A 12,800-nucleotide genomic window follows, 5' to 3' on the forward strand; every position below is an offset into this window, starting at 1 on the left:
CCTTGCCCAATCAAATCACACCACTGCAGGCCGTCGCGACACTGACCCCGAGCCCCACGGTGGTGGCCAATACCGCGGGTGGCGAAGCCGGACGCGCGCCCCACCAGCGCTACGCCGAACTCACGGGCGTGCTCGGTGCGCCGCTGCTGTATGAACTCAAGGCCAAGGAACGTCCCGACTGGGTGTTCCACCCGGCCTATCCGCCGCAACGCATCTGGGGCTACGAAGGCAACACGCCGGGCGCGGTCACCCCCGGTCCGGTCATCTATGCCCGCTATGGCAAGCCGGTCATCGTGCGCTTTCGCAACCAGCTGCCACTGAATCATGTTGGCTTCGGCACACCGGAAATATCGACCCACCTGCACAATGCCCACACGGGATCGGAAAGCGACGGCTTCCCCGGTGATTACTACAGCGCGAACAAGGCAGGACCGACCCTGACTTCGCCCGGCGCCTTCAAGGACCACTTCTATCCCAACATCTACGCCGGCTACGACCAGCTGCAAAACCATATCGGTGATTCGCGCGAAGGCCTGGGCACGCTGTTCTACCATGACCACACCCTGGACTTCACCGCGCCCAACCTGGTGCGCGGGCTGTTCGGTTTCTACCTCCTGTTCGACGACGTCGACTCGGGCAACGAGCGCGATCCGAGCCCGAGCGCGCTGAGGTTGCCCAGCTTTCCCTACGACTATCAGCTGGACTTTTCGGACCGGCGTTTCGACGCCAACGGCATCCTGTTCTACGACCAGGTCAACCCCGAGGGGGTGCTGGGCGACAAGGTCGTGGTGAACGGACTCATCGAGCCGGTCCTGAAGGTGGCGGCGCGGAAATATCGCCTGCGCTTCCTCAACACCGGACCAAGCCGCTTCTACGCCATCTATCTGATGACCGCCGGCGGCGTGACGCAACGGTTCACGTTCATCGCCAACGACGGCAACCTGCTGCCCGCACCGCTGCTGAACCAGACCAGTATCCAGATGGGCGTTGCCGAACGCATGGACATAGTCGTCGACTTCTCCAAATACCCGATAGGCACCGTGCTCTACCTGGTCAACAAGATGCGCCAGGAAGACACCCGTGAAGGCAAGGACATCAAGGAGCCGGGCACCCGCGTGCTGAAAATCATCGTCGATCGCGTCCCGCCCGAGCAGGACCTGAGCCAGGTGCCTGCCGTGCTGCGCCCGCTGCCACCGATCACTGCTGCGGAAATCGCCGCCGCACCGGTGCGGCGCTGGGTATTCGCGCGCAACAGCGGCATCTGGACGATCAATGGTCAGATCGTCAACGTCCGAGTTCCGCGCGCCTTGATCCCCCAAGGCCGCGCCGAGATCTGGGAGCTGGTGAACCCCGAGGATGGCTGGACCCACCCGATCCATATCCACTTCGAAGAGGGGCAGATCATCGGCAAGATCGTCAACGGCGTGAGCGTGCCAGTGCCCGCGCAACAACGAGGTCGGAAAGACGTCTACGTGATCGAAGCGTTCACCACCTTGCGAGTGTTCCTGCGCTTCCGTGACTTCAAAGGCAAGTACGTCATGCACTGCCACAACCTGATCCACGAGGATCACGCGATGATGCTGAGGTGGGACATCGTCTGAGTGGCGCGGCAATTGGACATTTAGGGCGGAGGGTTGCATATGAACACGCGCAGAAATCTGGTGGCTGGCATGGGCGTCGCCGCGCTCGGATTGGTCGCCCTGCCCGGTATCACCGTCGAGCGGCCGCGCCCGACCAGGGACGCCGACGACGGCAGCTACTTCCCGAATGCGCGACTTCTGACTCACGAGGGCAAGGAGGTCAGGTTCTACGACGACCTCATCCGTGGAAAGGTGGTCGCGATCAACATGATGTACGTGTCCTGCACTGGGCGTTGTCCGATTGCAACGGCGAACCTGTTGCGCGTACAGAAAATGCTCGGCGAACGCGCAGGCCGCGACGTGTTCATGTACTCGATCACCTTGCAGCCCGCACTGGATACGCCGCAGCAGCTGAAGGGTTTCGTCGACAGGCACCACGTCGGGCCCGGCTGGCTGTTCCTGACCGGCGCGCCGGATGACATCGAGCAGTTGCGCTTCAGCCTCGGTTTCTACGATGTGAACCCGGAGGTGGACGGCAACCTGGCGAACCACTCGGGCATGGTGCGCATCGGCAATGACGTCTACCAGCGCTGGACCCTGGCACCGGCGCTGGCGGAGCCGGAACAGATCCTGGCGACGATCAACCATGTGGACAGCCGTGCCGTGCACACGGCGTAGGGTGGAATGACACTGTCAGCGGCAGCGGCAGCGGCAGCGGCGCGAAGCGACGAGGGCATAGCTGAAGCGCAGTGAACGACCGATTTGGCTGCTATCGATCATGGAAGACAAGTACAACAGTCCGATCTGGGTCGGAAGCAGCCATCCTCGCGTGGCTCTTACGTGAAGGTAGGCGAGGGAAGCTTTGCTTCTAACGTATCCCTTTCTAGTCTTACAGGCAGGCTCATTCGTGCAGTCGATTCGCCCGGCTCGACGGATCGACGTCGCGAGAAGATCAGTATGGGAACCATCGTCGATTACGTGGTGTATGTAGTGGCGCCTCAGGAGAGTTGGTTTTCGGAGGCGGGTACTCTGCTGTCCGCTGTTGCTGCCCTTGCATCGGTCATAATCGCCACCCTCGCCTTGCGATTCAGCCATAAGCAAATAAAGCTGCACGAACGGCACAATCGTTTGATGGCTACCCCACACCTATCGCCTTGGAACCGTACTGATCCCACGACTAGAACTTACTTCTACACGATAGAAAACAACGGTCTGGGTCCAGCGATTGTTCGTGAGGTCAAGCTTTGGATAGATGGTGAATTACTCGAGGGCGAAGGGCCTGACTTGATTATTGCGGCCGGCAGAAAAATGCTCGGAGATATACCTTATGAACAGAGCGCCGAGCTATTTGTCGTCGGTGAGTTCATTCCGCCCGGAAAGAAGTTCAGCGTTTCCACCGTTGTGTTGCATGGCCAGGATCCGCAACCGATCATGGCGATGTCAAAAGTTCGCGCAAGGATGCTTGTCCGCTACGAAAGTATTCTTGGCGACTCGTATGTCTACGACTCTGACAAATGGCGAGAGTAGAGGACACTGATGGCCTCAACCTGCAGCACGACAGGAGCATTGAGCCATGACAAACGCCAGTGCGATCGCTTTGACCGGATTCATTGCCTGGGCGCTGGCACTGTTGGTACTGATGGAGCTCTTGCGCGGCCTTTTAGTAGTTTTCAAGCAGTTTCCGGCAAATGAATTCACCCCAGACAACTCCAATCTTTCACCCTTCATGCAGAGGTTGGCGCGCGCGCACGCTAATTGTCTGGAGGGGTTACCCATCTTTGGGGGGCTCCTGCTGGTGGCCTTGATCACAAGGCAAACAGTTGTCACCGACCCGCTGGCTTTAACACTGCTCGGAGCGCGCCTGGTTCAGTCCCTGGTGCATCTGATCTCTCTGAGCGTTCCCGCAGTTTTTCTACGCTTCGCGGCTTTCGCTGTGCAGTTGGCAATTGCCGGTTACTGGGCTTTTGGATTGTTGTCAGGTTTCGTTAGCTGACTCGGTTTTTTACTGGCAAACCATCGAGACTGAGATGGTTTCGCAGGTCTTCCAGCATCGATATCGATCCGGCAGGAACATTCGTACCGTCCGTTGCTGGCCGATACCCACCGCTCGCGAACAGACGCTCCCGGTCAGAAGCAGCCACTCAGGCCGGGCTGCTTTCGACCGAATGCTGCCGGTGGGAATCGATAGAACCGAATAGATATGGGAGCCCGATACTTAGCCGAGGTGTACAGCTCCGATCTTCAGCATACGATTCGCCACACCATCCACAGAGACAGACTCGCTTACATCCGCGATGGGCAATCGCGCGTCCTGAAGATAGTGATAGTCCTTCCGGCTGGCCTCCACCGCAGACAGGTCGAGCGTAATCAACAGCGGAGCCGTACCCTCGACTTCGTCGATGACTTCTCCATACGGATCGACCGCAAGACTCTCACCGGCGAACTCCAGTTCACGGCCGCTACCAACCCGATTGACGAGCACTGCGCAACATTGGTTTTCCATGGCACGGGCAGTCACGGCACGCCGATGCACGGGGCCATATGGAGACATGTTGCCATCCAGCACCAGGATCACTTGCGCCCCCAAGCGCGCGAGGGCGCGACTGGTTTCCGGGAACTCCACGTCATAACAGACGATAAGCCCGACCCTCACTCCATCGAGTTCGCTCACGAAGAAGGCATCTCCTGCTGCAAATACTCCCCGGTCCGTGTGCGGCCAAAGATGGCTCTTGCGGTAGCGCAAGGCAATGCGGCCTTCTCGATCCAGGAGTACGGCGGTGTTGTAGAAAACGCCCCCATCCCGCTCGGCAAAGCCGAATGCCAAGGCCACTCTCCGTCGCTGGGCGGCTGCCTTGAGCAGTTGGATCGGTTGTGCATTTACAGTCATGGCGACATCGTCGATTTCGGTCTTGTCAGGAAATCCGCAGAGCGTGGTTTCGGGGAACACGATCAGATCCGCTGTACCTCCCGCGCTCTCGATGATCTCCAGCATCGCTTCCAGGTTACGCCCGACGTCCGCATCGACGATCGGCATCTGCGCCAACAGAACATTCATCTCATTCTTCCTGTCATTGACTGGAGACGCGGCGCGCCAACGGGTGCGCCGCGCTTTATTCGATCAGAACCAGAACACTGGAGTCGTCGTCAGCAGTTCGATGCCATCACGAGTGACGATGAAGTTCTGTTCCCAGCCAACGCTTCCGACTCCGGATCGCGTCATGAAGGACTCACCGGACGCCACCATTCCTTCCTCGAAGTAGTCATCAGGCGTCACCGAATCGCGGTTGATGATCGGGTGTTCCCACATGGAGCCATTGCCGTGCCCGAAGTAAGGCCACTGGTTGCTCGCAAGATCGTGTTCGTCGGCGACCGAGCGTTGCACACGCTCCGCCTCCGCCACCACATCGAGCACACGTACACCATGCCTTGCGGACTTGAGAACGGCGTCCGTGATGGAGTAGGAATCGATCAGAAGACTCTTCTGTGCATCCGTCGGTTTACCGCCACACACCAAAGAGCGGCCGGGATCGAGCCAGTAGCCTTGGTGCGTCGGTCCGTAGATCCAGGTGCGCAACATGTCACCCTTCTGCGGAGCCTGCTGCGAGTAGCCATACATCGGGTCGCGCTCGAAGAAGCGGCTATCGTCGTCGGTTCCGTAGTTGATCGGAATGCGCAGCCAGCCACCGCCGCGCCGGGTCAGTTCATAGGCACCCTCAGCTGCCGCCTCGGCACAGGTCTTGCCCGCATAGAGGCTGTCACATACCCGATAGAGGGCGCTGGAAACCATTTCACCGGCCTCGCGGAACAGATCGAGTTCACGCGGGCTTTTGATGCGACGGCAGCGGCGGATCAGGTTGTCGTCGTAGGTGTACCTGATACCGGGGGTGGCTGCCTCCAGTTGCTTGGCGTATTTGACCGGCAAGCAATCGGTTCCAACGAAGACCACCGAGCCTTGCGGCTTACGAGCCGCGAGCGAGCGGGCGACGCTGCTGATGGGGTCATCGCTGAAGTGGTAGTCGCCACAGCGCACGAGCCTACGCCGAACCTCGGCCACATCGCCGTGCAGCTCCGGGGCTTTGCCGGGTTCCAGAATGACACAGCAGAAACCTCGCGCATTCCAGATCGGTGAATCCGGCTCCTGCCCGGAATGCTCGGACCAGAAGTTGGTCAACCACAGCGTTTCCATCGCGCGCTCGTAGTGCCCGGCAGTCTTACCCCAGACGATGGCAATGTCGTACTGGCGCAAGCGCATTTCAGCGTGAACTTTCTCCCAGCGGGCCAGATATTCATCCTCCGGGAAGTAGCCGTCGGGATAATTCATGCGTTCGATTGTCATCGTGTTCACCATTCTTGTATTGGGTCAGACCGATCAATGGCCGGGTTCGATTCGGGCCATTGAGGTCCATGCTCCTCCAGGTCCAGGTAGCTGCCCATAATGCCGATCAGCACTATTGCCCCGCCGGCGTTACCTGCTACGGCACGCATCAGCACAAGAATCGAACTTCAGATCAGCCCGAGGAGGTGGCTCATGAAGAGCGAGAAGATTTCCCGTTCCGAGGTGATATCGAGCTTCAGATAGAGCCGTTGCTTGTAGTTCTTGATGGTCCCGGCGCTGAGCTCGAGCTTCTCTGCAATGAGACTGGTGGGATAGCCAAGCATCGTCTTCTCGACGATCTGGCGTTCACGATGGCTTAGCCGGTAGTGGCTGCAGAAGGCAGCCAATGCCGTTTCTATGTCGGTTTTCAAATAGCCCGGTGCGTGGCTTTCAAGGAAAAGAATTCGACTGGACCCGACCTGCGCGACATCGAGGTCCAGGTGCTCCCAATGCAATACATGTTCGTGCCAGTTGCTCGGCTCGCGTTCCCCGCCGGAGAACGCCAACTGGATCAATTCGTCGCATTGGTCATCGGGAACAGACGTTTCCCAGGCGCTGTTCCGGTAGATCGCGTGCCCCTCTGCGTCCGTCACCAGTACGCCAACGCGACGGTCGCCGTAGATGGATTCCAGGCCACCGACAATCGCATTTTGCACATGCAGTCGATGGGCCTCCGACACCACAGGTTCTACCGCGCGAAATGCGGCGATCTCCTCGGGGGTGGCCAATCGTGAGTCATGGTCAAAACAGAATGCGATATAGGTCCCGCCGGGTGCCTCCAGGAAAAGAACCAGTTCGTCGAAGATTTTTCCCGATTTGAAAATCTCGTCGTAGAAAGCGTTCGAATGATCCTCGCTGCGCATCTGCGCAAAGGTCGTGACTGTCGGCACGTTGCCCTCGCTGACCAGACGCAGCAAGGGATCGAGGCGATAGAGCCAGCCGAGGTAATTGCGTGTGGACTCCTCGTCCATCGATTCGTTGACCAGAAACTCAGGCGCGGAGAAGCGGCTGTACTTGACGACCAGCCGCCGCTCGTAATCGACCAAGGCAACCAGCAGAGCCAGCACTCGATCGTAGAACTGGTTCGTGCCAATCGCTGCTATCAGCGCCGCGATTCGTTCGAAGGTATTCGGTAAAAACGAGTTAGCCAGGGTTATCTCCGCACCTTGATTCTCGATCCCTATGCGACTCCCAAGCCATTGGGTTGCCTGGCGGCGCATACGCTTTTGTAGATTAGCAGTCCGATTATGGACAAAACCCCGACCATTAAGGGTACAGCCCAATTCTCGTACCAAGGCAGCTGTGGGGATCTGGGCCAGGAGATGTTGATGGCCTCCAACAGTGTCCAGATCGTGGCGGTGAACAGAAGAGGGATGCTGAACCGTCCCAAATTGAATGGGCCGTTGACCCAGTCTCCGCGCGCTGCCGAATGACAGGCTGCAACAAGGGGGAATGCGAAGGCGATGTAAAAGCCGGAGATGGTGAAACTCAACAGCAGCGAATAGATATTGGTAAAGGACAGTAGGAACAGAAGCGACGCCAAGACTCCGGTGAGAACGATTGCATTGGTGGGCAATGAATCACCTTCGCTGAGTCTGCTCAGCCACTTGTGGCATGGCAGGCTACGGTCGCGTGCGAAGGCCCAGATAACTCGGGATACTGAGGCCTGGATGCCCAGCATGCAGGCGAGAAAGCCGATCACGAACAACACCAGCATCCCCTTATAGGCCATAGGTCCGAAATGATGGACAAGGATGTCTGCGACTGGATCGGAGCCCACAGGAATGTCGAGCGTCGGCAGCGCCAGAATCAGCGACAGCGCCGAGAACGCGACGATACCCCCAACGGAAAGCAGGCAGAGCAGCATTGCTTTCGGTACCGCCCGCTCCGGCCGCCGCACCTCCTCCGCCACAGCACCTGCACTTTCGAACCCCAGAAAAGCCCACCCGCAGTAAGCGATCGCTAATGCTGCTTTGGAACTGAAAATCCCATCAAGGCTCCCGTCGCCGGTGAACATATCGGCGGAGGGCAAGACAATCGAAAGCGGATTTATCTGGAACTTGGTCAGCAACAGGATGCCCACCCCGACGGACCCGATGATCTCGGCGGCGATGCACAGCCAGACGATGGTGGCGAATATCTTGCGACCTTGCGTATTCCCCCAGGTGGCGAATGCGATCAGGCCCAAGGCGAGTGAAACACCGACAACCTTGGCGTCTGGGTCAAGGCCCAGCAACTGAGCGAGGAAATCCGCGCCACCGAGGGCAACAGCAGCCATCGTGATAGGCAACGTGCAGATATAGGTCCACCCCGCGAACCAGCCGTATTTGTGTCCCAGTAGATGTTTGGACCACTGGTAGATACTGCCCTCGTAGGGAAAACGCGAAACGAGCATAGCGAAAGATAGAGCTACGAGGAGCTGCCCCGCCATGGCGATGATCAGTCCCCACCAGAACGCTGGACCGATTTCCGCTATTCCTAGGCCGAAAATGGAGTACAGCGCGACGATGGGTGAAATGAAGGCGAAGGCCAGGGAGAAAGTCGAAGACAGGCTGAGATCCCGCTTCAATGTGTCGTCCTGATGAACGTCTGGATAGTTGCTGCTGAGCGCGACCATAACTTCAATCCTGTTGTGAAATTGTTCTTGTCTTTTCGAGCTGGGCAGGATCAAAAGCCCCGACTCCTGAAAAGGAGGAAGCCAGGAAGGAGCACGGTTATCGAACGACGTGGAATGGGACCATCCGGCCAGGCTTCCGCGAACCCGTGCGCCTCCTGGCTTGGGGTTCATCATCGAAGGGGGGACACGGCCTCACAATAGTGCCGCGATGCACTATTGCTGTTAGAGATGCGTTAGTTGGACATCCGTCGAGGTTGGATCGAAAGCGGATCAGAGCGAACGCTTCGACCCCTCTCAATCGATCGAAGCGGGCAGAGCCCGCTCCAGAATGGGCAGCAGAAGCCGGCAAAAATCGACCAGAGCGAACACTGACGATCAAGCCAACGGGCAGAGAAGGAGCAAACCAAGTTTCGACCGCTCCACTCGCAGTGTGCCCAGCCGATCACACATCGCCCGCCGCTGCGGTACTTAAATAACTGCCTGATTCCGACACCCCCTGCCGGCAGCCGACAGAAGCTCCGATTCGATTTTCTTACTCTCCACTGGCCCCGACGCTCATCGCTTTACGTCGGGCCAGTCAGTCCTGCCACTGCACACCGCGCCATAGGCTCTAGCCGAGCTGACTATGGGCGGATGTAAGGAGAATAAGAAAATGAGCCCAGATTTCACATCATCACTCAATCACTTGCTCGATGCCGCCACGGCTGGTCAACAGCGCGTCCCAGGTGTAGTCGCAGCAGTAGTCGGGCGCGACGGCCTGGTCTATGAGGGGGCTTCAGGCCAACGAACGCTCGGTCAAGCTGGAGCAATGACGACCGACAGTGTTTTCGCCATGTTTTCCACGACCAAAGCGATAACCGCCACGGCGGTGCTTCAGTTGGTCGAGGAAGGGCTCCTGGATCTCGATGCGCCTGCCAGGGACTATGTGCCGATCATCGACGAACTGAAGGTACTCGAGGGATTTGATAGCGACGGCACCCCCCGGCTTCGCCCCCCAAGAAAACAAATTACTACCCGGATGCTTCTGCTTCATACAGCAGGCCTGGGTTATGAGTTCTTCAACGAAAACTACAAGAGGCTATCCCAGGAACAAGGACAACCCAGCATCATCAGCGGGTCGTTGGCTGCGCTCAAAACACCCTTGCTGTTTGAGCCGGGTGAACAGTGGGAGTACGGCTCCAACATAGATTGGGCTGGCCTGGTGGTAGAAGCCATCACCGGAAAACGTCTGGGCGAAGTCATGCAGCAGCGCATCTTCGAGCCACTGGGCATGACCGATACCGCCTTTACCATGACCCCGTCGATGCTCCAGCGGCGGGCTGGCATGCACCAGCGTGAAGAGGATGGATCGCTGACCGTACTCGAGGATCTAATCCTTCCACAGGACCCCGAAGTACACATGGGAGGCCATGGCCTGTATTCGACGGTGAAGGATTATTGTCAGTTTATCCGCGCCTGGCTAAACGATGGGCAGGGTGATCACGGACGGATTCTCAAGCCAGAAACAATTCGTTTCGCTGAAATGAACGGTCTCGAAAGTCTGAAAATCAAAGCCCTTCCCGGCGTCATCCCCAACCTTTCCAAAACCGCTGAGTTCTTCCCGGGCATGCCTAAGTCGTGGGCGTTGAGTTTCATGGTCAATGAACAAGACGCACCTACCGGTCGCCCTGCGGGCTCTTTGGCGTGGGCCGGATTAGCCAATCTCTTCTATTGGATCGACCGCAAAAACGGCATCGGTGGTTTTTGGGCCACCCAGATATTGCCGTTCGTAGACCCCGTTTCGACCAACTCTTATCTGGAGTTCGAAACGACGGCTTACCGCTATCTCACCAGATAAGCCAGTAACTGATTCGATTCAGGTCTGAGCCCCGCCAGGGGTTCCAGGCAATGGCGCAAGAAAACTGCCCCCTCTCTGAAAACCAACAAAAACAAAATAGGTGACTCATGGAGATCTCCATATGCCCTCCTGTGCGCGTTCGTCCCATAGTTTGCGCACTTGGCACGTCAAAGATCGGTACTGGTCTTGTACTGGCAGTTCTGGCGGGTAACGCCCAGGCTATCGATGTGGACGCCGGTGAATACACGGCTGCGCTTCCAGCCGGCAGCAGTATCGGTTTGCTTTACCTTCAGCATGCACAGAGGCGGTCGCTTTACAGCGATGGTCACAAGATCGGGATAAAGGCGGGGCTCGACTCGGATATCGGCATACTGCGCGCCGCGCATTACCAGCAGTTGGGTGACTACACGATCAATACGCAGTTCCTGTTGCCCTTCGGTCGTCTGGAAGGAACACGCGATAACGACTCGCTGGGACAAACCAGTGGCGTGGGTGATTTGATTCTGGCGTCCACCCTGTGGCTCGAGAATGATCCGGCGAAGAGACGTTACTGGGGCATTGCGCCCTACCTCTTCGTGCCGACCGGCAACTATGACCGAAACGATGTACTCAACCTGGGCGAAAACCGTTGGAAGTTAACGTTGCAGACCGGCTATGCGACAGGTCTCACTGAAAAACTGTCCCTGGACCTCACCGCGGATGTGACCCTGTTTCGCAAAAATGACGACTTCACGAGTCAAGGCCTGACATTGCGCCAAAAGCCACTGTGGCAAGCCCAGACCTACCTGAGATACGCCGTGACCCCAAAGCTGTCGGTGCATGTCGGTGCATCTCAACTCTGGGGCGGTGAGACGCGCATTGATGGTCAGGATCAGAACGATGAACCCAACACCAGTAAGTACCGTGTTGGGGCCTCATACTGGATGACCCCAACTTTCCAGACCCTGCTCAATTACGGTCAGGACGTATCGGTCGACAACGGCTTCAAGGAAAAGCAGCGGGTTAACCTACGGCTGCTGTGGGTGTTCTGACCCGCAGCGAATGACTGGGTCCCTGGGCACTGGGAGTGGGTTTGACGCCACTCTCGGTGCCTTTTTCCTGCGTCAGGATGCTAGCGCAATCGCCGCTGCAAGGTTTGGGAAGGTAACTCACTGAAACGCTTGCGATAGACGCCCGCAAATTCACCCAGATTCAAATATCCCCACCGAAAGGCGATGGCCGAAACTGTCGAGCCCGACTCCGGATCTGTCGCCAATAAATCGCGGCGCACCCCCTGCAACCGCTGCTCGCGCATGAATGCACCGGGCGTCATACCGCGAAAACGCGTGAAGGCGCCACTCAATGCCCGCACACTGGTCCCAACCGCACTGGCAACTTCTCCAATTGTCGGGAGGCTCGCGGCATTGGCTCTCATGAACTCTTCGGCCGCCCTGACATAACGGGGTGCAATCCGGTTCATTGGGTTATTCACATCAAGCCCAGCTTGCGCGGCGCGGCCAGTCCACTCGTGCAGCAAATGAAAGCAAAGACTTTGCTCCAGGTGGGCGCCAATGCGTCCTTCAGCCATGTGTTCGGGATTCTCGGCAACACAACGAACCGCGTACTTCAGCAGACTCAGCCAGCTCGAACCCACTCCGCCGATGGTGCACTTGTATCTCCAGAACTGATCATCGGGCACGAATCCAAGCCACTGCTGCGCTAGGCGCTCCAGAACCACATGAGGAATGGTCAGATTCAGTTGCAGGTGATCCGGGTCGAGGTCGACCCGGTAATCGACGCGACTGCAATCGGCAATGAAGGATTCACCTATTGCCGTATCTTGAGTGACGGAACGCTGCGTCCAGTGCCGTGCACTGCCGCGAATGGTCGTGAGCAGCAGCGCGTTCCCCGCTTCGGGTGAGAAGTCATCGACGTTCACCGCGACTCCATAGCCGAAACGAGTCAACGTCAATTCGCCAATCCTGGACGAATGCATGCTTGCCTGCGGCTTGATGGCATGCCCGACAGGAAGCACACGATAGGGCATGTAAACGCGATCCGACCAGTCGCTAATTTCGTCCCAATCGGTTGAATGAATCTTGTGATGCTGGCGTATCGGCTTGCCGCTTACATCGGCTAACAACGCATGCTCGAGAAGCATAGAGACACCTGTTTTTGTTCTTTTTTAGGTGAGGTGATGCGCTCGCTGTCTCGGGATAATCCGGTGTCTGTGCTCCGTCGTAAAGTTTTTTAATAGCGCGAAGTAGCATTTTTTCAAGCTACGAATTCAGGCTCCACAATTCGGGATCCTGGCTTCAAACGGTCAGCGTCGTTGCCATTGGCTGGTCAAGAGAAAGCGAACAACACCAGGCCTGATTGGCGAGCTTGCAGCTGTTCCTGCGTGACAATCTG

The 12,800-nt window shown here is 57.8% G+C and carries 11 protein-coding genes; 6 read left to right on the forward strand and 5 right to left on the reverse strand.

From position 1 onward, the window contains the following. Positions 1 to 2 precede the first annotated feature (2 nt). The 4 genes from DM872_RS10660 to DM872_RS10675 all read left to right on the forward strand — a co-directional run bounded on the left by DM872_RS10660 (position 3) and on the right by DM872_RS10675 (position 3,573). Positions 3 to 1,601: a multicopper oxidase family protein gene (locus tag DM872_RS10660; protein ID WP_256873361.1), complete on the forward strand. Its 1,599-nt coding sequence runs from the start codon at positions 3 to 5 to the stop codon at positions 1,599 to 1,601. A gap of 39 nt (positions 1,602 to 1,640) precedes the next feature. Then, positions 1,641 to 2,258 (forward strand): SCO family protein, encoded by a 618-nt coding sequence (locus DM872_RS10665; RefSeq protein WP_179059464.1) that lies wholly within the window; start codon positions 1,641 to 1,643, stop codon positions 2,256 to 2,258. 279 nt (positions 2,259 to 2,537) lie between these two features. Continuing rightward, positions 2,538 to 3,107, forward strand: a complete 570-nt coding sequence (locus DM872_RS10670; protein ID WP_179059465.1) for a hypothetical protein — start codon at positions 2,538 to 2,540, stop codon at positions 3,105 to 3,107. 46 nt (positions 3,108 to 3,153) lie between these two features. Continuing rightward, complete coding sequence (locus DM872_RS10675; protein WP_179059466.1) at positions 3,154 to 3,573, forward strand: MAPEG family protein; 420 nt, start codon at positions 3,154 to 3,156, stop codon at positions 3,571 to 3,573. Positions 3,574 to 3,795: 222 nt separating this feature from the next. On the opposite strand, the gene DM872_RS10680 is transcribed toward DM872_RS10675, so the two are convergent. The 4 genes from DM872_RS10680 to DM872_RS10695 all read right to left on the reverse strand — a co-directional run bounded on the left by DM872_RS10680 (position 3,796) and on the right by DM872_RS10695 (position 8,626). Further along, positions 3,796 to 4,635 carry a carbon-nitrogen hydrolase family protein gene (locus DM872_RS10680; RefSeq protein WP_179059467.1) on the reverse strand — a complete coding sequence of 280 codons (840 nt, stop codon included), beginning with the start codon at positions 4,633 to 4,635 and terminating at the stop codon, positions 3,796 to 3,798. A 63-nt stretch (positions 4,636 to 4,698) separates the two neighbouring features. Further along, positions 4,699 to 5,916, reverse strand: a complete 1,218-nt coding sequence (locus DM872_RS10685; protein WP_179059468.1) for a M24 family metallopeptidase — start codon at positions 5,914 to 5,916, stop codon at positions 4,699 to 4,701. A gap of 167 nt (positions 5,917 to 6,083) precedes the next feature. After that, the gene (locus DM872_RS10690) at positions 6,084 to 7,175 is read right to left on the reverse strand and encodes a helix-turn-helix transcriptional regulator (protein ID WP_179059469.1); all 1,092 of its coding nucleotides are present in this window, start codon (positions 7,173 to 7,175) and stop codon (positions 6,084 to 6,086) included. Beyond that, positions 7,136 to 8,626: an APC family permease gene (locus DM872_RS10695; RefSeq protein WP_179059470.1), complete on the reverse strand. Its 1,491-nt coding sequence runs from the start codon at positions 8,624 to 8,626 to the stop codon at positions 7,136 to 7,138. The genes DM872_RS10690 and DM872_RS10695 overlap by 40 nt, the downstream gene beginning before the upstream one ends. Before the next feature lie 598 nt (positions 8,627 to 9,224). Here DM872_RS10695 and DM872_RS10700 point away from each other — a divergent pair. Next, positions 9,225 to 10,409 carry a serine hydrolase domain-containing protein gene (locus DM872_RS10700; protein ID WP_179059471.1) on the forward strand — a complete coding sequence of 395 codons (1,185 nt, stop codon included), beginning with the start codon at positions 9,225 to 9,227 and terminating at the stop codon, positions 10,407 to 10,409. Between the two features lie 107 nt (positions 10,410 to 10,516). Continuing rightward, on the forward strand, positions 10,517 to 11,440 hold the full coding sequence (locus DM872_RS10705) for a transporter (protein ID WP_179059472.1): 924 nt from the start codon (positions 10,517 to 10,519) through the stop codon (positions 11,438 to 11,440). An 80-nt stretch (positions 11,441 to 11,520) separates the two neighbouring features. Here DM872_RS10705 and DM872_RS10710 read toward each other — a convergent pair whose 3' ends face one another. Further along, positions 11,521 to 12,549 carry an AraC family transcriptional regulator gene (locus DM872_RS10710; RefSeq protein WP_179059473.1) on the reverse strand — a complete coding sequence of 343 codons (1,029 nt, stop codon included), beginning with the start codon at positions 12,547 to 12,549 and terminating at the stop codon, positions 11,521 to 11,523. Between the last annotated feature and the right edge of the window lie 251 nt (positions 12,550 to 12,800).

The organism is Pseudomonas taiwanensis (assembly GCF_013393345.1).
Lineage (GTDB): Bacteria > Pseudomonadota > Gammaproteobacteria > Pseudomonadales > Pseudomonadaceae > Metapseudomonas > Metapseudomonas resinovorans_C.

Bases quoted from the DNA above. Each gene is read 5' to 3' on its own strand.
- DM872_RS10710 (WP_179059473.1), bottom strand. From the start codon at position 12,549: ATGCTTCTCGAGCATGCGTTGTTAGCCGATGTAAGCGGCAAGCCGATA.
- DM872_RS10705 (WP_179059472.1), top strand. From the start codon at position 10,517: ATGGAGATCTCCATATGCCCTCCTGTGCGCGTTCGTCCCATAGTTTGC.
- DM872_RS10680 (WP_179059467.1), bottom strand. From the start codon at position 4,635: ATGAATGTTCTGTTGGCGCAGATGCCGATCGTCGATGCGGACGTCGGG.
- DM872_RS10670 (WP_179059465.1), top strand. From the start codon at position 2,538: ATGGGAACCATCGTCGATTACGTGGTGTATGTAGTGGCGCCTCAGGAG.
- DM872_RS10665 (WP_179059464.1), top strand. From the start codon at position 1,641: ATGAACACGCGCAGAAATCTGGTGGCTGGCATGGGCGTCGCCGCGCTC.
- DM872_RS10700 (WP_179059471.1), top strand. From the start codon at position 9,225: ATGAGCCCAGATTTCACATCATCACTCAATCACTTGCTCGATGCCGCC.
- DM872_RS10675 (WP_179059466.1), top strand. From the start codon at position 3,154: ATGACAAACGCCAGTGCGATCGCTTTGACCGGATTCATTGCCTGGGCG.
- DM872_RS10690 (WP_179059469.1), bottom strand. From the start codon at position 7,175: ATGCGCCGCCAGGCAACCCAATGGCTTGGGAGTCGCATAGGGATCGAG.
- DM872_RS10685 (WP_179059468.1), bottom strand. From the start codon at position 5,916: ATGACAATCGAACGCATGAATTATCCCGACGGCTACTTCCCGGAGGAT.